Annotated in this window: 19 protein-coding genes and 1 riboswitch; of the genes, 13 read left to right on the forward strand and 6 right to left on the reverse strand. The window is 37.4% G+C overall.

Annotated features, from left to right (window positions below):
* Nucleotides 1-962 precede the first annotated feature (962 nt).
* The 4 genes from H5116_RS10380 to H5116_RS10395 all read left to right on the forward strand — a co-directional run bounded on the left by H5116_RS10380 (nt 963) and on the right by H5116_RS10395 (nt 3547).
* Entirely contained in the window at nt 963-1466 is a 504-nt protein-coding gene (locus H5116_RS10380) for a hypothetical protein (RefSeq protein WP_182695711.1), read from the forward strand.
* A gap of 5 nt (nt 1467-1471) precedes the next feature.
* On the forward strand, nt 1472-1996 hold the full coding sequence (locus tag H5116_RS10385; RefSeq protein WP_182695710.1) for a hypothetical protein: 525 nt from the start codon (nt 1472-1474) through the stop codon (nt 1994-1996).
* Nucleotides 1997-2499: 503 nt separating this feature from the next.
* The gene (locus tag H5116_RS10390; RefSeq protein ID WP_182716084.1) at nt 2500-3027 is read left to right on the forward strand and encodes a hypothetical protein; all 528 of its coding nucleotides are present in this window, start codon (nt 2500-2502) and stop codon (nt 3025-3027) included.
* A 1-nt stretch (nt 3028) separates the two neighbouring features.
* Nucleotides 3029-3547: a hypothetical protein gene (locus tag H5116_RS10395; RefSeq protein ID WP_182716085.1), complete on the forward strand. Its 519-nt coding sequence runs from the start codon at nt 3029-3031 to the stop codon at nt 3545-3547.
* A 32-nt stretch (nt 3548-3579) separates the two neighbouring features.
* Here the strand turns inward: H5116_RS10395 and coaD are convergent, their stop codons facing one another.
* On the reverse strand, nt 3580-4071 hold the full coding sequence (gene coaD / locus H5116_RS10400) for a pantetheine-phosphate adenylyltransferase (RefSeq protein ID WP_182716086.1): 492 nt from the start codon (nt 4069-4071) through the stop codon (nt 3580-3582).
* A 198-nt stretch (nt 4072-4269) separates the two neighbouring features.
* Between coaD and H5116_RS10405 the strand changes: the two genes are divergently transcribed.
* Nucleotides 4270-4935 carry a TetR/AcrR family transcriptional regulator gene (locus H5116_RS10405; protein ID WP_165744837.1) on the forward strand — a complete coding sequence of 222 codons (666 nt, stop codon included), beginning with the start codon at nt 4270-4272 and terminating at the stop codon, nt 4933-4935.
* A 375-nt stretch (nt 4936-5310) separates the two neighbouring features.
* Nucleotides 5311-6768, forward strand: coding sequence for a tRNA uracil 4-sulfurtransferase ThiI (gene thiI / locus H5116_RS10410; RefSeq protein ID WP_024595947.1), 1458 nt, complete (start codon nt 5311-5313; stop codon nt 6766-6768).
* 25 nt (nt 6769-6793) lie between these two features.
* On the opposite strand, the gene H5116_RS10415 is transcribed toward thiI, so the two are convergent.
* On the reverse strand, nt 6794-7696 hold the full coding sequence (locus H5116_RS10415; protein ID WP_024595948.1) for a ketopantoate reductase family protein: 903 nt from the start codon (nt 7694-7696) through the stop codon (nt 6794-6796).
* Nucleotides 7689-8042 carry a VanZ family protein gene (locus tag H5116_RS10420; protein ID WP_002958754.1) on the reverse strand — a complete coding sequence of 118 codons (354 nt, stop codon included), beginning with the start codon at nt 8040-8042 and terminating at the stop codon, nt 7689-7691. The genes H5116_RS10415 and H5116_RS10420 overlap by 8 nt, the downstream gene beginning before the upstream one ends.
* Before the next feature lie 152 nt (nt 8043-8194).
* On the opposite strand from H5116_RS10420, the gene H5116_RS10425 reads away from it, so the two are divergent.
* The 3 genes from H5116_RS10425 (at nt 8195) to H5116_RS10435 (ending at nt 11762) form a co-directional block, all read left to right on the forward strand.
* Nucleotides 8195-8677: a YajQ family cyclic di-GMP-binding protein gene (locus H5116_RS10425; protein WP_002958753.1), complete on the forward strand. Its 483-nt coding sequence runs from the start codon at nt 8195-8197 to the stop codon at nt 8675-8677.
* Between the two features lie 188 nt (nt 8678-8865).
* A complete protein-coding gene (locus H5116_RS10430) occupies nt 8866-9660 on the forward strand; it encodes a transporter substrate-binding domain-containing protein (protein WP_182716087.1) in 795 nt (264 codons plus the stop codon).
* 54 nt (nt 9661-9714) lie between these two features.
* A riboswitch (cobalamin riboswitch) is annotated at nt 9715-9899 on the forward strand.
* 36 nt (nt 9900-9935) lie between these two features.
* A complete protein-coding gene (locus H5116_RS10435) occupies nt 9936-11762 on the forward strand; it encodes a TonB-dependent receptor domain-containing protein (protein ID WP_182716088.1) in 1827 nt (608 codons plus the stop codon).
* A 77-nt stretch (nt 11763-11839) separates the two neighbouring features.
* On the opposite strand, the gene msrA is transcribed toward H5116_RS10435, so the two are convergent.
* The 3 genes from msrA to H5116_RS10450 form a co-directional block, all read right to left on the reverse strand.
* Nucleotides 11840-12376, reverse strand: a complete 537-nt coding sequence (gene msrA, locus H5116_RS10440; RefSeq protein WP_024595951.1) for a peptide-methionine (S)-S-oxide reductase MsrA — start codon at nt 12374-12376, stop codon at nt 11840-11842.
* A gap of 85 nt (nt 12377-12461) precedes the next feature.
* Nucleotides 12462-15560 carry an efflux RND transporter permease subunit gene (locus H5116_RS10445; RefSeq protein ID WP_182716089.1) on the reverse strand — a complete coding sequence of 1033 codons (3099 nt, stop codon included), beginning with the start codon at nt 15558-15560 and terminating at the stop codon, nt 12462-12464.
* A 3-nt stretch (nt 15561-15563) separates the two neighbouring features.
* The gene (locus tag H5116_RS10450) at nt 15564-16616 is read right to left on the reverse strand and encodes an efflux RND transporter periplasmic adaptor subunit (RefSeq protein WP_002958748.1); all 1053 of its coding nucleotides are present in this window, start codon (nt 16614-16616) and stop codon (nt 15564-15566) included.
* Between the two features lie 246 nt (nt 16617-16862).
* Between H5116_RS10450 and H5116_RS10455 the strand changes: the two genes are divergently transcribed.
* The 4 genes from H5116_RS10455 (at nt 16863) to H5116_RS10470 (ending at nt 20169) form a co-directional block, all read left to right on the forward strand.
* Nucleotides 16863-17567 (forward strand): DUF2982 domain-containing protein, encoded by a 705-nt coding sequence (locus H5116_RS10455; RefSeq protein ID WP_024596874.1) that lies wholly within the window; start codon nt 16863-16865, stop codon nt 17565-17567.
* A 22-nt stretch (nt 17568-17589) separates the two neighbouring features.
* Complete coding sequence (locus tag H5116_RS10460; RefSeq protein ID WP_024596875.1) at nt 17590-17922, forward strand: hypothetical protein; 333 nt, start codon at nt 17590-17592, stop codon at nt 17920-17922.
* A 69-nt stretch (nt 17923-17991) separates the two neighbouring features.
* A complete protein-coding gene (locus H5116_RS10465; RefSeq protein ID WP_182716090.1) occupies nt 17992-19641 on the forward strand; it encodes a DUF1566 domain-containing protein in 1650 nt (549 codons plus the stop codon).
* A gap of 9 nt (nt 19642-19650) precedes the next feature.
* Entirely contained in the window at nt 19651-20169 is a 519-nt protein-coding gene (locus tag H5116_RS10470) for a DUF1566 domain-containing protein (protein WP_024596877.1), read from the forward strand.
* Nucleotides 20170-20208 lie beyond the last annotated feature (39 nt).

Here is a 20208-nt window from a genome sequence, read left to right on the forward strand (position 1 = left end):
TCAATGTCTTTGTTTACTCCCTAAATGTAAAAAGAGATACAAACCTATTGTTCAGTTCGTTTGTAATGATGGTTTCTTATACACTATCAGATTACTTCTTTACATGGCTGTCGATAAAAACTACAGTATATTTGGATTGGGCAATATATGATGTCCTAACTATTCTAATTCTTTCTGTGAGCCTAGCCTGTAAGAAAAAAACCTCCGTTTCATTCATATACTTGACCGTAGGACTATCGATAAATTTAACTTTTTTTCTTTTGATGTATTTTGATTTATATGTACATCAAAACAAAGAACGGTGGTTATTATGGGACATTTACGCAGTTTCAGTTAATATTATAGACGTAATAATGATTGTTGCACTTATTGTTGATAGAGACTTTCTCGGTCTTCATAAATTAAAAAATAAAACTATCAACTACTTCAAGTCAAACGATACCCATAAAGTAACCTAACTTAAATGTACGTTACTGAAGCCCTGATGGATTATGTAGAAGCTTTCTCTCAATGGGGATTTTTAATGGCTTTCTTATACTGTTTAGCTTCCAGTATAAATAAAGAAAATAAATCCTCGGTTTATTTATCAGCGCTTATGCTCTGCTCATATATTTCTAGTGGTTATATAAACTTATTAGAAAGTTTATATTTAAATTGGGCGCTCTACGATTTTATTACAATTTTAGCTTTGTTAACTTTACAGTACTTCAAAGTGCTCCAACGTTCTGCAGCTTTTCACTTCATAATAATTTCGTTAACGATAAATGCAGTACTTACCTTAATACTGCACTATGATCTATATGTCTTGTATAATATTGAGCCTTGGTGGTATTGGAGTTTTTATTCGATAGGTGTTAACTCTATAGATACTCTAATGATGCTTTCATTAGTACTCAATAGGAACATTATACAGATGCTACATTTAAAAGCCTTCAAATTAAACTTGAAAAAGTCGTAAAATAATGGGTGAACTTTTGGTAAGTCCAACAGTGTCATTGTACATAGGTGCATTTGTACAATGGGGATTCCTTATGGCATTTTTATACTCCCTTGCTCATTCGATTAATAAGTCTAATAAAGAAAGAGTTTATTTGTCTTTAGTTATGAGTATTTCATATTCATTTAGTATATTTACAAATCTTAATACGGTAACTTATCTCGATTTTTTATTTTCCGATACTTTAACTCTCCTAGTTATTATTTTCCTTAGGTGGCTCTGGCATGGTGGTATTACCTATTTATATATTATTACTGGTTTAGCTATAAACTCAACTCTGCATTTTCTCATGCATTACGACATCTATATATCAAATAATACAAGCTACTGGTGGCTTTGGAATGCTTACGTAATAGGGGTTAACGCTGCTGATTTCATAATGGTAGCTATATTTTTTATAAACAAAGATTTTTTAGCTTTAGCTGCAATTAAAATATGGTTCCACAATAGTATTATGAAAAAGGAATAGAAGTAGTGGCTGATATACTTTGGGGTCTGGTAGATTTAGGATATAACGTAGCAATACTATTTACATGGTTCTTCCTAATCGCATTTTTATATAACCTATCAGCGAGTATTAATAAAAATGATAAAAGTAGAGCGCATCTTTCATTTATAATGATGGTTTCATATATATCTAGTCTTTTTATGGATCCACTGATTGAAAATCCTCACCTAAATTACTTCTATTATGATCTTGCTACTATTAGCGCCCTGATACTTTGGCGATTTATATATAAAAAATTAGTACCAATTGCTTTTGACTATTTAATTGTAGGGCTTTTTATTAATGCATGTTTATTTTTAGGTATGCATTACGATATTGAAATTGCAGGTACTCTTTACTATTGGTGGTTTTGGACAGTTTATATTTTTGGAATGTATTTTGTCGACTTTACAATGGCATTGGTATTAATCATCAATAAGGATATTTTAGGTTTGTATAAACTAAAAGGGTGGTTGCGAAATAATAAATTCATAAAGGGGCATGATGGCTGATATACTGTGGGATCTGGTAGCGATTAGAGATTATGTAGGTATATTTATTACATGGTTCTTTGTAATTGCATTTCTTTATAATTTGTCAGCAAGCATAAACAGTCCCTATAAAAATACAATGTACCTTTCTGGTATTATGATGATTTCGTATACCTTAAGTACACTGTTCGATATGGTTATAGTGTCTCACTTAAACTATTTTTACTTCGATATTGTAACTCTAATTATTATTTTTACGTTTAGGTACTGCAGTTGTGGCCCAATTCCTAACGCATTTTATTATCTTGTTTTTGGTTTGAGTATTAACGCATCTTTATTTTTAGCTATGCATTACGATATAGAGGTTTTAGGTACTCTATATTATTGGTGGTTTTGGAACGTTTATGTATTTGGTATGTACTTTACAGATTTGATAATGCCATTAGCGCTTATCTTTAACAAAGATTTTTTAGGTCTAGTTAAGCTTACTAAATTTTTAACTGAAAAATTTAAAAGGTCACGCAATGCTTGATTTTTTATGGCAGCTGGCTGGTTTATACGACTATATAACCATTTTTACTACATGGTCTTTTGTACTCGCTTTTTTATATAATTTGTCTGCAAGCATTAACAAGTCTGACAAAAGCTGCACACAGCTTGCATTCATTATGATGGTATCTTACACCTCTAGTATTTTTATGGATCCCTTGAGCAAGACACCCCATTTGACCCTTTTTATATTTGATATCGTAACTATATTTTTTCTGATTATATGGCGGATATACTTTAGTAAAAATCTCCCCGTAGCCTTTTATTATCTTTTAGTCGGACTTAGCTTTAACGCATTTGTTTTTTTTGGAATGCACTACGACAGTATTGTTTTAGGAAATTTAGACTACTGGTGGTTTTGGGCCTTATATGCAATAGGGCAAATAATTTTTGATTTAACGATGCTTTTAGTTCTCCTAATTAATAAAGATTTTTTAGGTTTGGTTGCTTTAAAACGGTATTTACTTAATCGTATAAAAAACACTCATCAAAAAGTTGAATAGAATGGAGGATCTATTTTGGCAATTAAATTCAGTTAACGAATATTTTGGAATACTTATTACATGGCTGTTTGTTTTTGCTTTTTTGTTCACTCTATCAATTGCCATTAATAAGCAAGATAAAAGCCGAGTTCACCTTAGCTTTATTATGATGGCTTCGTATACATCTAGTTTATTTATAGACATAACTACCGCAGCTCCGCATTTAAAGATGTTTATATTTGATGTACTAACAATTGCCGTTATTTTTATGTGGCGTATTTTTTTAGGATGTAAAATACCGTACGGATTTTATTATCTTATTGTAGGGCTTGCTATCAATGCCTCACTGTTTATGAGCATGTATATTGATAATACTCTTTATGGCAATTGGGACTTTTGGTGGCTGTGGATGCTGTATGGTTTTCTTATGCCTATTATTGATATCACTATGGCACTAATATTAATTATCAATAAAGATTTGCTAAAACTTGTTTGGTTAATTAAAAAATTAAAATCATCATCTATACAAAAGCCGAATTAGCGCATACAAGTTATGCGCTAATTCGGGAAGTGTTATTGGGCACCACAGCCCAATTTAGTTTTTAGCGCTTTGACAATTACAGGGTCTACAAACTCGCTTACATCACCATTGTGACGTGCTACTTCTTTAACGAGCGTTGATGAAATAAATGAATTTCGCTCTGCGGGTGTTAAAAATACACTTTCTAAATCAGGATTCAGACGGCGGTTCATGTTAGCTAATTGAAATTCATAGTCAAAATCAGATACAGCCCTAATACCACGAATAAGCACATTAGCATTGTGATCGCGCGCAAGGTCAGCCAATAAGCCAGAGAAACCAATGACCTTAACATTATCTAAGTGACTTAAAATAGAGTTTGCAAGTTCAACACGTTCTTCAAGGCTAAAACAGGGTTTTTTACTTGGGTTGTTCGCAACCGCAACTAATACAGTATCAAACATTTTAGCTGCACGTTGAATAAGATCTGTATGACCATTGGTTAGTGGATCAAAGGTGCCGGGGTAAATTGCAATAACTTTCATAATGTTCACTATTTATGATTTTAGCGCTAGTTTAACAGTGTTTATGCCACAAAGCAGCCTAGCGAATAGAGCATATAAACACTTACTTTCTTTGAACAGGTCAGTCCAAGGTTTGAGTGTTTTAATGATTCATATTTGTTTATACTGTTTACCTCTTTTGAGTGTAATGTAGCCTATAGATAATTTGAGTATTAGCATATGAATACCAAGGATAAAATAATACACACCAGTATTTTGTTGTTTAATGAAAATGGTGAGCGTGCAATAACGACAAATCATATTGCATCAAACTTAGGGATGAGCCCGGGTAATCTTTATTATCATTTTAAAAATAAAGAAGACATTATCCGTCATATTTTTGCGTTGTATCGCGATCATTTAAATACTCACTTTAAACCTATTAATAAAGATGATGATGCATTTAATCATTTAACGGCTTATTTAGATTCGTTATTTGAATTGATGTGGCGTTACCATTTTTTTTACGACAATCTTGGCGATATACTCGCCAGAGACACTGAGCTTAAACAAGCTTACATTGATTTTCAGTTAGAGTTATTAGAGCAAGTTCGCAAAATTATTCTAGGTCTTCGCGATAGTGAAATGATTGCTATTGATGAGCAAGATGTGATTGATTTGGCCCATACACTAAAGTTAACTGTTAGCTTTTGGACGCCTTATATTAAGGCTCGTAGGCCAAGCGGTACCCTTGCTGAGCAAGATATATATCACGGTATTTTAAAAGTACTTACATTATTTAGAGCGTACAGTACCGATAAAAGCATTGATAAAATGAACCTGCTACGCGAAAAATACACCGAGTTAGCACAACAAGCCTTAGGGGCTGTGACCCTTCAAGATTAAAATTTTTCAATCTAGGAGCGATTAAATCGCGATGCGAGATTTGTAAGCCAGTAGGGTAACTGCTCCTGCGTTACCTTACTGACTAAATCTATGTAGGCAACAAAGAGTTAATTGCCCTAAGGCAGAATCCTTCGAGCAGCGTATGTTTAGCATTTATGCTACGTTATCGCCTATTTATAGGGAATAACCACGCTACATAGGCTCTGCCTTGCTTAAATACCAAACACACTGCTGCAAATTTAACCTCGAAAGATAAACCGGCCCTCGCGGTTGCTTAGTCGATAATTATTGGTTGTTTCCTAGACGCTGAATTTTTTGCTATAATCGCGCGCCAAATGCCTGGGAGCGCGAATTCCCGCAGTCTAAGAGTGAACTATGCTTAAATTTATCGTCAAACTACATCCTGAAATAGCCATCAAAAGCCGTTCGGTCCGTAAACGCTTTACTAAAGTGTTAGAAAATAACATTAAAATTGTATTGCGACGTCTTGACGAAAAAGTACAAGTAAGAAATAACTGGGATAATATTTCAGTTGTTACAAAGCTTGAAGATGCACAAGTTCGCCTTGATTTTATCGACAGCCTTAAACGCATACCTGGTATCGTTCAGTTTATTGAAGTAACTGAGACGCAATTTGAAACTCTCGATGATATCTATCAAAAAACAATAGCGTTAGTGGGTCACACAATTGTGGGTAAAACTTTTTGTGTGCGTGCTAAGCGTATAGGCCAACACGACTTTACCTCGACTGATTTAGAGCGTTATGTTGGTGGTGGGCTAAATCAACATATTGAAGGCGCAAGCGTTAAGCTTAGCCGTCCAGAAGTAACAATACGCTTAGAAGTAAAAGACGATAAAGCTTATATTGTTTCGCAAACGCATTTTGGTATGGCGGGCTTTCCACTACCAACGCAAGAAGACGTGCTTTCACTTATGTCGGGTGGTTTTGACTCTGGCGTAGCAAGTTACCAAATGATTCGTAAAGGCGCACGTACGCACTTTTTATTCTTTAATCTAGGTGGCGCAGCGCACGAGATTGGTGTTAAGCAAGCGAGCTATTTTTTATGGAAAAAATACAGCTCAACACATAAAGTGAAATTTATAACAGTTGATTTTGAACCTGTTGTTGCTGAAATTCTAGAAAACGTTGAAAACAGCCAAATGGGTGTTGTGCTTAAACGTATGATGATGCGAGCTGGAAGTGTAGTGGCTGAAAAGTTAAACATTCAGGCGCTTGTCACTGGTGAAAGTATTGGCCAAGTATCTAGTCAAACATTAGCGAACTTAAGCGTGATTGACCGCGTTACTGAAACGCTTATTTTACGCCCGCTAATTCAAAATGATAAACAAGAAATTATTAATCTTGCTCGCCAAATTGGTACAGCTGAAATGGCTGAAACGATGCCTGAATATTGTGGTGTTATTTCTAAAAAACCGACAGTTAAAGCCAAAATTGAAGTAATAGAAGCCGAAGAAGAAAAGTTCGATTTTGATGTGCTAGATACCGTAGTAAATAACGCGCGCATAATGGATGTACGCGATATTGACGTAGAAGCAAAGCAAGAGCTAAAAGAGGCTGAGTCGGTTGCTGATTTACCTGCAGGCTCTGTAGTAATTGATATTCGCTCACCAGAAGAAGAAGAAGCTGCACCGCTTGTAATCGATGGTGTTGAAGTGGTGCATTTGCCGTTCTTCCGTTTAGCTACTAAGTTTGGTGATTTACCAAAAGACACTGACTACTATTTATATTGTGATAGAGGCGTAATGAGCCAACTACAGGCACTTATGCTGCACGAACAGGGCTTCGAAACTGTAAAAGTTTATCGCCCGTAAAGTTAAAAGCTTATATAAGCGTGGTTTATACCACGCTTTTTTTTGCCTGAATTTTGACTAACAACTCATCGTTGTAAGGCGTTGGAATACTGTAAAGTTTACCTTGTTGGCTAATATAGCCACATATAGCTGATATTTCAGTTTCTCTATTGTGAGCTATATCTTGCTGCATTGATGAGTAATTATTTGCGGTTAACTCCATTATTTTATAAGCGGTATTGAGAGCTTTAATTAATGGGATATTAAGCCCTTGAGCCTTTGCAATATTGCATGCTTCAGTGAGTGCATTAAAAATTATTGTATTGTACTTAGGTGCACGTAATTCGCCATTTTTTACATTACTTAAAGCGCTTAATGGATTAATGGCAATATTGACGAGTAGCTTTTCAAAACGAAGCTGCTGAATGTTATTAGTAAACTTTAGGTTGGGTATTACTTTAAAAATATCAGCTATTGGCGCGCTATTTTGAAGTGCAAGCTCATTACAGCCACCAATAACGCTTTGTCCTTCACCTGTGTGTTGCACAATATATTGGTTTGATTTAAAGCCCGCTATGCTTGTCGTTAAAAAGTAGAGTGCTTGATGGGTGTTTAGCTGGTTATTTATCTCATCAACGTTGCCCATTCCATTATGCGAAAGTACAACAGAGCAATGTGTCGGTAAAAATGGCTTTATTTGAGAAAACGCATCAAGCACTTGAAAAGCTTTAACGGTAAATAAAATCACATCAAATTCAGTTGCTTTATCTAACTGATTTAATGAAATAAATTTTGCGTTAATTTTTTTTGATGCACCCTTAGCTCTGCTGTAAAAGCGGGTGTTTGTTGGGTTTTTACGAGTTAAAACACTGACATTATGCGATGCGCTCAAAAAGTGGCTCAGCAATAAGCCAATAGCGCCATCGCCAACGATTAAAATATTAGCCATGTGGGTTCTTTTTTCGAGGTGTAAAAATTACTCTAAGTAAAAAGTAGCTTGCAGCACCTGCAAAATCAGCAAAAAAATCACCAAGTGATGCTTGCCTATAAGGAAGTGCGTCTTGCATTATTTCTATCGAGGCGCCATAGCCTGCTAATAAGAGTATTTGAGCATATAAAGGAAGCTTAAAAGCCTTATCCATTATTATGGCTAATATAAAAAAAATCCCAAAATGGGCGACTTTATCAACATGAGGGAATAAATTTACAACGCCACCTTTTATTTCTTTAGCAAATAAAAAGGTGAAAGCCACTATGCTGATTAAAAAAACTGCTTGATAAACACGCCTTGTCACGACAAATCCTAAAATCGCTTAAAAAAGAGGCGCAAGTATATCAAACTAATTTAGTATCGCACCTGAACAAGATGCAGAAAAATGTAAAGATTTATAATTTTAGCGTTATAATTGCCACATAAAATTAAGATTAAATAGTTAGGAGTATACTAATGCCTTCATTTGATATTGTATCTGAAGTAGAAATGAACGAAGCTAAAAATGCGGTTGATAACGCAAACCGTGAACTAGAGACTCGCTTTGATTTTAGAGGCGTTGATGCTTCTATTGAGCTAAACGATAAAACAATTAAGCTTAAAGCAGAAGCTGACTCTCAAGTTATGCAGTTGTTCGATATTTTAGCGGGAAAAATTTCAAAGCGCGGTATGGATGTAGCTAGTTTAGAACTTCAAGATATTAGCCGTGCAGGAAAAAATGTATTTCGTAACGTTGGGTTAAAGCAAGGTATCGAAAAAGACATGGCCAAAAAAGTGGTTAAAGCCATTAAAGATTCAAAAGTTAAAGTACAAGCCGCTATTCAAGGCGAAGAAGTGCGTGTGACAGGTAAAAAGCGTGACGATCTTCAAGAAGCAATGCAGGTAGTACGCAGTGCCGATTTAGGTCAGCCTTTTCAGTTTAAAAACTTTCGCGACTAATTTATAAACTGTTTTTAATAAAAGTGCTTTAATTTGTCTATATTTGCAGACAGATTAAAGCTACTTAATTTTTTACAACTTTCCCACCTTATCCTCTCGTAGTTCTGCATGTATTAATCCACTTTTTGATATTTAAGCTATTATATTTAATTGAATATAATAAAAACTTCACTCTAGAAGGTATTAAAATGAGACCCCATCAATTATTTCTGTTATTTGTTTTGCTTATATTTGCCAAGCCAAGCTTATCAAAGCCAGTTGATATTGATGTATTGGTCGAAGATGGCTACTTTCCGATTGTTATTAACGCGCAAAAAAAGCAGGGCTTTGCTCCTGAGTTTATTAATATTTTAAACGACGCACAGGAGGAATTTAACTTTATACTTATTTCTTTACCTGTAAAAAGGCTTACTTTGTCTGTTGAAAAAAATAACTTCGACGTTTTATTTTTAATGGCAATGCAATGGTTGCCAAAAAAAACGCAGAAAAATATTGAAAAAACTGAATTTTATACCATCACCAAAAACGAGCTTTATACACTCAAAGAGAATGCATCAGAGCAAACTTATTTTGACAATCTGGACAAATTAACCAAAGTTGGGGTTTTAGGGTACTCGTATCAATTTGCAGGATTTAATACAAATGCCGAATACTTGAGAGAAGAGCACCAGGTAAGCCTTACAATCGATGAATTCAATGTAGTTAAAATGCTGCTATTAAGGCGCGCTGAAGTCGGGGTTTTAAACAGTATTGCTTATCAGTATTTTAAAAAGCAGAATATCTTAAATATGGATTTACTATTTAAGAGTGACGTACCAGATGCAGTGTATGAAACACATTTTTTGATTAACTCACAATCAAATAAAATATCTAGTCACAAAATGGATGAAATATTAAATTTACCTACTACACAAATGCAACTTCAGAAGCTACTTGATAAGTACGGTATTCCTTCAAGCTATAATAATACAGCACTGAACTGAAATAGCTTTTAGCTATATAGACGTCCATTGACATTTGTAAACAAAATGCTCACAATGACGGCATATTTTCAAGGTGCTTGCTAGCCACTTCATGTAATGATTTTTTTAGCAGGATAATCGGGAAGTTGGTGCGTTTTCATGATGACTACAAGCCCAACACTGCCCCCGCAACGGTAGAGTATTGCATGTTTTTATGTGCTTACTGAGTCCGGAGACCGGCCTTGATGCAATCTTACTTACTTAAATCTTTGCGGTGGGCAAAGGTAGGGGATCTCATGTTAAACAAAACAACTCTAGGCGTTGCAATTTCTGCTGCGCTTTCATTTTCTGTGTCTGGTGCAGAGCAATCAATTGAAAAAATAACCGTTACAGCTAATAAGTTTGAGCAATCAATTAACGACGTTTTAGCGAGTGTAAATGTTATTGAACGTGCTGAAATAGAAGCTAGTAACGTACGCGATTTACCTACACTTTTAAGCACGCGAGTGGGTTTTCAAGTTAATCCAAACGGTGGTTTTGGTCAAAATACAGGCGTGTCACTTCGTGGTACGGGCTCTGGCGATACGTTGATTTTAATTGACGGTGTACGTACAGGCTCAGCAACACTAGGTCAAAAAGCATTAAATAATGTTCCTCTAAATAGCATTGAACGCATAGAAATTATTAAAGGCTCTCGCGCGGCTGTTTATGGCTCTGATGCACTCGCTGGTGTTATTAATATTATTACGCGTGAGTCAGATAACTTATCCCTAAGCGCTACATTTGGTTCTGACTCTTATCAAAATTATCAAGTTGCAGGCTCTGTAAAATCAGATGATATAACAACAGCATTTAACGCAGGCTTTGAAAAAACAGATAACTTTGATGTACTGCAAGGCGTAGCACCTGATGAAGATGGTTATGAAAATAAAAACCTTGGTTTTAAAGTAAACTACACCGATGCACATTACGGCGACTTTAAGTTATTAGGCCAATACAGTGAAGGCTATGCAGATTACGACAGTCGCTTTAGCCCAGCAGACAGTACGATTGAACGAGATGATTTTAAAAACTATCAACTTTCTGCAGGTTGGAGTAAAAACTACACTAACCAAACACATAGTGTTGATTTAGCGCTTTCAACAGATGATTCAGATAACACTTATGTTGATTTTTCAGTTGGGCCAACAACAAGTACCTTTATAACTAAACGTACACAAATTGATTATAACGGCCAGTACCTGTTATCTAATGAACTTAACATTAGTGGTGGTATTAATTGGTACAACGATGATGTGTCGCATAGTTCGCAACTATTTGTTGAAGACAGCCGAGATGTACTTGCCGTGTTTGTAGGTGCTTACTACGATGCAGATAAAGTATTGGCTAATTTAACTGTTCGCCAAGATGACGACGAGCAATTTGGCGATGAAACAACGTATACCGCCGCTGCGGGTTATCATTTATCTGAAGATGCAACATTTCGTATAAGCCAAAGTACTGGCTTTAAAGCTCCTACATTTAACGATTTATATTATCCAGTTTATGGTAACCCTGATTTACAACCTGAAAAATCAGTAAACCGTGAGTTAGGTTTGAGTGTAGATTTTGATATCGCGCAAGTTGATATTGCAGTATTTAGAAACGATATAGAAGATAAGATTGATTACGATGCAAACTTTGCATTGGCTAATATTGATGAAGCACGCTACGAAGGGGTTGAATTTAGCTTATCCCAGCAGTTTTTTGGTTTTGATAGCAACCTTAACTTTGCTTACTTAAGCGCTGAAGACGAAGAAACGGGCGCAGAGTTGCGTAATGTTGCTAAACGTACTTTTAACTGGGAACTTGCAAAACAGTTTGGTGCTTTTGATGCAAGCTTAGACATGCAATACCGTAGCGACCGACAAGGTGCTGTGACGCGCTTAGGCTCTTATACACTCTGGAACCTAGCGGGTAATTATCAAGTAAATGAACATATTGAAGTTTCGCTTCGTGTAGAAAACTTATTTGATAAAGAATATAACGCTGTTGATTCAAACGCTGATTTTACAACGGGTGAAGTGTATTACTACAACACGCCAGAGCGTCGCTTTTTTGCAGGCGCAAGCTACCAGTTTTAACTGTATTTATTAATATTAGAAAGCCCGACATATGTCGGGCTTTTTAATGTGTAGCTAAGTTTAACTACTAAAATTAGCTAGTCAGCTAAGAACTCTTTAAATACGGTTTCAAACTTGTGTAACTTAGGTGCTATTAAAATACTACAGTAACCCTGCTGTGGGTTTTCGTTATAGTAATCTTGATGATAATGCTCTGCTGGATAATACGTAGTGGCAGGGCTGACTTCTGTCACAATTGGCTCAGCGACATGGCTTTGCAGTTGAGCTATCATTTCGTTGGTTTGCTTAAGTTGAGCTTCATCGTGATAGTAAACCACACTTCTATATTGTGTGCCTATATCGTTACCTTGGCGATTCAATTGTGTTGCATCATGCAGTGTGAAAAACATTGCTAAGAGTGTTTCAAAGCTAACTACAGTCGCGTCAAATTCAATTTTAACAACCTCAGCGTGACCGGTTGTGCCTGAGCATACAGAATCATATGTTGGGTTATTTGTTTCACCGCCGGTGTAGCCAGAGCTTACGGTTAGTACGCCATTTACACGTCTAAATGCAGCATCTATACACCAAAAACAGCCGCCACCAAATGTTGCTACTTGCGTTGTTGAGCTCATAAGTATTCCTAAAATGTATATGGGGTTTAAAGGCGAGCATAAATTGTATGCGCCGCAACAACAAGGTTACGGCGCAATTAAGAGGCTAGATCTCTTCGAAAGGTTTTTCAGCGGCTTGTTTGTCTAATTTTTGCTGTAAAAATTCAGGTGATTGAGTGTTACGTGCAAGTGCATAATATGCAGCAGGTACAACAAAAAGAGTTAGTAGGGTCGATACAATAACCCCAGTAAACACGACTACACCTATCACCATACGGCTTTCAGCGCCCGGACCTGAAGCAAGTACTAAAGGTACTGAACTCATAACCGTAGTCAGCGAGGTCATAATAATAGGGCGCAAACGCTGAGTTGCTGCTTGCAAAATAGCTTCACTAAATTCAACGCCTTTATCGCGTAGTTGGTTAGTAAATTCTACAATCAAAATACCGTTTTTAGCACTTAGCCCTATGAGCATGACAATACCTATTTGGCTGTAAATATTTAAGGTAAGTCCTGTAGCCCAAAGTCCGAACATAGCGCCCATTAAACCAAGTGGTACGGTAAGCATGATGACGAACGGATGCATAAAGCTTTCAAACTGTGCTGCCAGTACTAAAAAGGTAACAGTGAGTGCAAGTATAAATACGTAGGTCATCGCTGATGCGCCTTCGTAATAAAGCTGCGACTCGCCTTTGTAATCTACGGCGCCATCTATATCGTTTTCTTGCGCGGCTACTTCGTTTAAAAAGTTAAGCGCTTGCTCAAGCGTATAACCGTCGGCTAAGTTGGCGCTTAATGTAATTGCGCGCATACGGTTGTATCGGTTTAAGCGCGATGCGGTTGCTTCTTCTTTTAAGCTGATAAGGCTATCAAGTGGGACTAGTTCACCGCTTCGTGATTTAAGATATATATTTGAAATGTCAGTAGGGTTAGTAAAGTCTTCTTTAGTCCCTTTTAAAATTACATCGTATTCTTCACCACGGTCAATAAAGGTTGTAACACGGCGCTGGCCAAGCATTGTTTCAAGTGTACGGCCTACATCAGATACAGAAACGCCTAAATCAGCGGCCTTGTTTTTATCTATGCTGACTAAAAACTGCGGGAAGGTTTCTTTATAATCATGATCGATTCTTACTAAACCTGGGTTTTGTTCAGCACGCTTAATTATACGGTCACGCCAATCGGCAAGTTGTGCATAATCATTACCTTGCAATACAAACTCAATAGGGCGAGATGAACCACCACCGCCAATACCACGGCGCATAATGGCAAATGCACGAACATCGGTAACTTCTTGCATTTTACCGCTTATTTCGTCCATTACTTCCCATGTTGAGCGTTTGCGTTTATCCCAATCGGCCATACCAACAATAGCAACACCGCCGCTGCCACCCCAGCCAGGTACTCGAACAAGTACGCGACTTAGCTCACCTGCTTGCGAGTAAGGCATTAAGCGTTCTTCAATTTTAGCCATATTAGCGGCATTATTTTCATAACTTGCGCCCTCAGGGCCGCTCATCATAATAAAGAACGTGCCACGGTCTTCTTTTGGCGTTAGCTCAGAGGGGACTTGTAAAAACAACGAGTAACTAACAAAGCCCGCTAATAATAGGCTCACCATTAAACCCCATTTACGGGTTATGTTGGTGGAGAGTGAATTACGGTAACTTACTTCAATTTTAGTAAACTGGCGGTCCATCCATTGGCTAAATTTATTTGGTTTGTCTGATACTTTAAGTACTTTAGAACACAAGGCTGGTGCGAGAGTCAGCGCTGTAACACTTGAGAAAAATACGGCAGCACTTACCGCCATTGCAAACTCAGTAAATAATGCCCCTATACGGCCATCCATAAACACCAATGGCACAAACACCGATATTAGTACAAGCGTGGTTGCGACAATGGCAAAACCAACTTCACGCGCACCTCTATATGCAGCTAGTAATGGCGGCTCACCCAGTTCAATACGACGGTGAATGTTTTCAAGCATTACAATGGCATCATCTACTACTAAACCAATAGCCAGTACTAAGGCAAGTAAAGTTAGTAAGTTGATTGAGTAGCCAATTGCTAATAAAAACATAAAGCTACCAACAAGTGCGACCGGTACGGTAACCGCAGGAATAAGCGTTGCTCGTATATTGCCTAAAAACAAAAATATAACGAGTACGACTAAACCCATAGAGATGGCAAGTGTGCTGTAAACTTCACTAATTGATTCTTTAATAAATACAGACGAATCGTAGCTGTCTTGAATTGTGGTGCCTTCAGGTAGGTTACGTTTGATTTTTTCAAGTTCACTGCGTGCGTTATCTACTACGGTAAGCGTGTTTGCTTTAGCTTGTTTTACAATTCCTAGGCCAATCATGTTGCGCCCGTTACCACGAAATAAGCTTTCGTCATCGGCAGCTTCTAATTTTACGTCGGCAACTTCACCTAAACGCACTAAATAACCTTCTTCACCACGTTTAATAACAAGGTTTTTAAAATCGCGCTGATCTTTATAACTACGTGCGGTACGCACGGTAAAGTCGCGATCTATTGATTCTATTTCGCCGGCAGGTAATTCAACGTTTTCTGTACGCAGTGTATTTTCAATATCGCTCGAGGTAATGCCACGAGCAGCCATTGCTTGGCGGTTTAGCCAAATTTTCATGGCGTATTGGCGCTCACCACCAATACGCACGTTAGATACACCATCTACAACGGCTAAACGGTCAACGATAAAGCGCTGTGCGTAATCAGAGAGCTGTAACGAGTCCATTGTTTCGCTGTTTAATACAAACCATGCGATTGGGCTTTCATCACTATTTGACTTAGAGACTTCTGGTGGGCGTACCTGATCGGGTAAACTATCAAGTGCACGTGCTACACGTTCGCGTACATCGTTAGATGCGGCATCTATATCGCGGTTAATATCAAACTCAATGGTAATGTTTGAACGCCCATTACGACTAGATGAGTTTATACTTTTAATGCCTTCAATACCGGAAATTCGATTTTCTATTATTTGCGTTATTTTTGTTTCTATAATTTCGGCAGAAGCACCTGTGTATTCAGTGCTGATATTTACTATTGGTGTTTCAATATCAGGGTACTCACGAAGTGGCAGCATAGTAAATGCAACCAGACCAAAAGTAAGAAGCAGTAAATTAATTACTATGGCAAAAACGGGGCGTTTAACGCTAGTATCAGTAATTTTCACGTATTACCCCTTTACGCTTACTTTACTACCAGAGCGAATTTTTATTAGCCCTTCAGTAACAATTTGCTCGCCATCATTTAAACCTTCATCGATAGCAACCCAGCCATTATTTCTGCCAGCAACATGCACTTCAACCTTATTGGCTACTCCGTCTTGAATTTGAAAAACAAAGTGTTTGTCTTGTAAAGGGATAACCGCTTTTTCTGGCACCATTAAAGCTTGGTTACTGCTTAGCTCAAGTGCTGTATTTAGTAACATACCAGGGCGAAGTAATCCTGATTTATTAGCAAAACTTGCAGTTACTTCAACACTGCGTGTTACCGAATCAATACGCGAGCTAATATGCGTTACCTTGCCGTTAAATGTCTGCCCTGGGTAGGCATCGTTTTGGGTAAGTACTTTCATACCTATGTTTAATTGTGCTAAATATTTTTCAGGTACTTTGAAGTCAACTTTAATAATACTAATATCATCAAGTGTGGTGATTATTGTTGTGTTGCTTACGTAGGCGCCAACTGATATTTCACGCTTACCTAACAGGCCTGAAAATGGCGCGGTAATAGTCATTTCATTTAACTTTGTTTTAGCGCTTTCTAGTTGAGCTTCAGTGGCATCAACACGAGATAATTGTTCTTCAAGTAATGACTTTGCCGTTGATTGCGAGCGTGAAAGTTCGGTAAGGCGATCTAACTGGCGTTTTTCCTCACGTAAGTTAATACCGAGTTCTTTAACTGCAAGTTGCTCTTGTTGGCTTTGTAACTGTACTAATTTTTGTCCTTTACTGACTAAGTCGCCATCTTTAAAATATATATCTGTGACATAATCGTTTTGCGCACTTTTTATATAAATAGCTTGGTTTGCACGTGCACTACCGATGGCCTCTATCATCACTGCGTTTTCCTCAGAGGTAACAGTATGAGCCGTTACTTGGGTAGACATTTGTGATGAATCGGCTTGTTCGCCGTGGCTAGCGGGTAAATATAAATAAACGCTAAATATTAGAAGTAACGTAATAATAAATGGAAAAAGTGCTTTACCTGATTGTCTTGAGTACATTGATTTCATACCTGAAAATGAATTGTAAGTATTGTACGAAATAAGACCGTGAAAAGACGGTTATGTATCTCATAAATTTGTGCGTTAAGCGTAAAAGTAAATAAGATTTATTCATTGTTCCTATTTTGTTGAGGAAAAAGCGGTAATGTATGAAATTTAAAACTAGCTGTAACTTATGTATAACAACAAGAAAGGTCATAATTTGGGGCATTATTATGTTTGTTTTTTATATGGTGTTTTACCAATATGGATAAATCTGACAATGTCATTAAGTTTCGGGCACAGGGCGCGCGAAACGCAATTGAGGCGATTGTTGTAGGTGCTATAGGCTTAGTCTTTATTATGTTATTTAATTTACTGAGGCCGGGTGAGATTAGCATACTTGAAATATTTTTAGTGAGCTTGTGCCTTGTGGCTATTTTTATTGGATTTTTAAAATCTCAAGAACCATACCATAGCCTTATATTAAGCGAATCTGAGCTCGTTTATTGCCACAAGTACGGAGCTTGGTGTATGCCTCATAGTAACTTTCATCACAGTGGAATACCCAAAGTAGAAGATGGCTTTGACTATTTAGAATTAAATGCGGTTGGCGTTAAGGTAAATGATATAGACGACTTTTTATCAAGCATAGCGCCTAGAATTGCAGGGAAATTATTAATAGAGCAGCGTAATTTATTTATGCAAGTCGTTCAAAAACATTGCAAAAATGGCAATTGCCCATCAGAATGGTTAATAGAAGATACACATTACACATCCCATAAAGGGATAAGCTATACTGGGCTTATAGCCATGTTTGCTAATAGAACTAAGCACCTTCAGCAGCTAACAGGTTACGATTTATTATTGCCTGCCAGCGTGTTAGATAGAGATATTTGGGCATTTAGTGCTAACTTAAATAAGTGGAAGCGCGAGCCTAGTCAGTTTATAGCGTCGCAGCTTAGTAATTAAGCTACGACTGTAGGAAAGAAAAATGAGTCAAGAGAGAGCCTTTTTAAAAAGTGGTCGAAACACCATAATACATAAAGATAAAAAGCATGATTTAGTGATTGTAAACTCTGAAATTCATCCTCGAATTAAAGTAACGCAACATGGTCTGGAGCCATTTAAAGAAGAATTACCTAAAAACCGCCGTGATGCAAAAGAGCGTTATTTAGAAATGGTTTATGTAAGTAGCGCTGATGTATTTGGCGAAGAAAAGCAGTTGCTGTTTATTCAAGCTCTAGACGGGCGTGAATACAAAATAGATTACAGTAAAATCGGTACGAAGTTGTTTGTACGTATTCATCAAGACACATATATGTAGTACTTTAATGGCATCTTTATTGCTAGTGATTACACTATAGTAATTATTTGACATAATAAGGTGCTGCGTATGAAAGCGTTTGCTTTAATCCCCCTCATTTCTTGTAGTTTACTGAGTGCGTGTGGAGGCGGTGGCGGTGATAGCGATAATACAGTTGTTGAAACGTCTGTTAATGCTGGAGCCGATTTACAAATTATCGAAAAATCTGAATTTACCATCACAGCACAAGGTTCCCCCGCTGATGGTACGTTTTCATGGCAACAAGTTAGTGGCCCAAGCATAGAAGGTTTCCCCCTTGAAGGCGCTGAGCAAACACTTACTGCACCTGACGTAAAAACTGATAGTGAAATAATATTAAGAGTGAGCTATCAAAGTACAGGTAGTAGCGCTGTTAGTGACGACATTTCTATTTCAGTGAGCTCTAATAACCAACTACCTCTTGCTGTTGTTACACAAACATCTCCTGAAACACTTCCCTCTGTATACAAAGATACAGTGACTTTGAGTGCCCTAGAGTCGAGCGATCCTGATGATAATGGCCAAATTGATAGTTATTTGTGGCAATTGCTATCGGGTCCTGATTTAGATATTGAGAGTTTTAATGAATCAACTCTTAGTTTTTCTCATCCATTACTTGAAAGTAACGTGAATTTATCTTGGCAGCTAACTGTCACTGATGATGAAGGTGGCGAGGCGAGCACTCAATATTCAATGACACTCAACAAAACAAATGAGTTAGTGGATGCAAATGCAGGCGCTGATCAAAATGTCGAAGAGTTTGAGCAAGTAACGCTTGATGCTACAAATAGCGAAACAGTTACCGATACCTATAAGTGTGAATGGCAACAACTTACCGGTAATAGCGAAACATTAAGCAATAGCGACCAATGTACAACGACATTTTTTGCCTCAGATGTTGATACTGAGTCTACATTGAGCTTTGAAGTCACGGTAACCGACTCAAAAGGACGCACAGATACAGACTCCTTATTTGTTGATGTATCACCCAAAGCACTTGGATTCATCAACGATAGTGGTGTTGGTGAGTGTTATAACAATACTCAACGTATTAATTGTGAGAGTGATGACTTTCCAGCGCAAGATGCAGAGCTTGGACGCGATAGCTATGCAAACCGCTTAGATAAAGTTGGCAAAGGTAATTTAGCGTTTGATTACACTAAACTTAATCAGTTTGCTGATGAAGTTGGTGATGATAGTAGTGACTTTACCTGTATACGCGATAATGTTACTGGGCTTGTATGGGAGGTGAAAAGTGTGGCATCTGGCACGGTACCAAATACTTCGCTACGTGATGGTCAAAATCATTACTTTTGGGATGTAGGGAATACGACTTTTACCGATACCAGTACAGCCAATTCAACGTGTCCGGACAAAACAAGTTGTGGAGTACAAAGTTATATAAACGAAGTTAATGATTTAGATTTTTGTGGTGGTACTAACTGGCGATTACCTACATATACAGAGCTTTTGGGCTTAATTGATTACGGTAAACAAGGGCAAAGCATATTAATTGATGAGGCATTTTTTCCTAATATGCCAAGTGAAAGTGCATTAAGCCATTTACGTTACTGGACCTCACAAACAGCAGCTGATGGTACCAGTTTATCTCAAGCGTATATCATTGATATGAGTGATGGTAACGACCTTGCTTATCCAAAAGAAAATACTGCTTATGTACGTTTAGTTAGAAGTCGTTAGGAGAAAATAATGAAATTTAAATTACTCTATGCACTAGCAACTATAAGTTTGAGCTTTAATATTGCAGCGGCGCAAACGTGTTACGACGGTGCAGATACCACAACACCGACAGATAGATTTACCATAAATGCAGATGGCACAGTGTCTGATAGTGAAACAGGCCTTATGTGGCAACGCTGTAGTTATGGGCAAACTTACAATACAGAGACACAACTTTGTGAAGGCTCAACACCTTCTCTTACTTGGCAAGAAGCACTTCGTGGTGCTAAAAATGATACAACCGCAGATTACGATGATTGGCAAATGCCTAACATTAAAGAATTGGCGAGTATTTTAGAGCACAGTTGCACAGAGCCGAGTATTAATGAAGACGTATTTTTGGGCACTAAGCTTCAAAACTATTGGTCAAATACATCGGGTGTAAGCACAATGAGCTCAGCGTGGGTTTATCAATTTGATAGTGGGTTGAATAGCTTACATGCTAAAACCAGTAATGTGTATTTACGGTTAGTGCGCTACGAAGAGTAAAATGCATACTAAGATTAGACAGACAAAAGTGCAGCCTTA

This window comes from Pseudoalteromonas sp. SG45-2 (genome assembly GCF_014164115.1).
Lineage (GTDB): Bacteria > Pseudomonadota > Gammaproteobacteria > Enterobacterales > Alteromonadaceae > Pseudoalteromonas > Pseudoalteromonas distincta.

Excerpts from the sequence above, each read along its gene's own strand:
- H5116_RS10380 (WP_182695711.1), top strand. The coding sequence starts at position 963 with ATGGGTGAACTTTTGGTAAGTCCAACAGTGTCATTGTACATAGGTGCA.
- H5116_RS10390 (WP_182716084.1), top strand. The coding sequence starts at position 2,500 with ATGCTTGATTTTTTATGGCAGCTGGCTGGTTTATACGACTATATAACC.
- H5116_RS10395 (WP_182716085.1), top strand. The coding sequence starts at position 3,029 with ATGGAGGATCTATTTTGGCAATTAAATTCAGTTAACGAATATTTTGGA.
- coaD (WP_182716086.1), bottom strand. The coding sequence starts at position 4,071 with ATGAAAGTTATTGCAATTTACCCCGGCACCTTTGATCCACTAACCAAT.
- H5116_RS10405 (WP_165744837.1), top strand. The coding sequence starts at position 4,270 with ATGAATACCAAGGATAAAATAATACACACCAGTATTTTGTTGTTTAAT.
- thiI (WP_024595947.1), top strand. The coding sequence starts at position 5,311 with ATGCTTAAATTTATCGTCAAACTACATCCTGAAATAGCCATCAAAAGC.
- H5116_RS10415 (WP_024595948.1), bottom strand. The coding sequence starts at position 7,696 with ATGGCTAATATTTTAATCGTTGGCGATGGCGCTATTGGCTTATTGCTG.
- H5116_RS10425 (WP_002958753.1), top strand. The coding sequence starts at position 8,195 with ATGCCTTCATTTGATATTGTATCTGAAGTAGAAATGAACGAAGCTAAA.
- H5116_RS10430 (WP_182716087.1), top strand. The coding sequence starts at position 8,866 with ATGAGACCCCATCAATTATTTCTGTTATTTGTTTTGCTTATATTTGCC.
- H5116_RS10435 (WP_182716088.1), top strand. The coding sequence starts at position 9,936 with ATGTTAAACAAAACAACTCTAGGCGTTGCAATTTCTGCTGCGCTTTCA.
- msrA (WP_024595951.1), bottom strand. The coding sequence starts at position 12,376 with ATGAGCTCAACAACGCAAGTAGCAACATTTGGTGGCGGCTGTTTTTGG.
- H5116_RS10450 (WP_002958748.1), bottom strand. The coding sequence starts at position 16,616 with ATGTACTCAAGACAATCAGGTAAAGCACTTTTTCCATTTATTATTACG.
- H5116_RS10455 (WP_024596874.1), top strand. The coding sequence starts at position 16,863 with ATGGATAAATCTGACAATGTCATTAAGTTTCGGGCACAGGGCGCGCGA.
- H5116_RS10460 (WP_024596875.1), top strand. The coding sequence starts at position 17,590 with ATGAGTCAAGAGAGAGCCTTTTTAAAAAGTGGTCGAAACACCATAATA.
- H5116_RS10465 (WP_182716090.1), top strand. The coding sequence starts at position 17,992 with ATGAAAGCGTTTGCTTTAATCCCCCTCATTTCTTGTAGTTTACTGAGT.
- H5116_RS10470 (WP_024596877.1), top strand. The coding sequence starts at position 19,651 with ATGAAATTTAAATTACTCTATGCACTAGCAACTATAAGTTTGAGCTTT.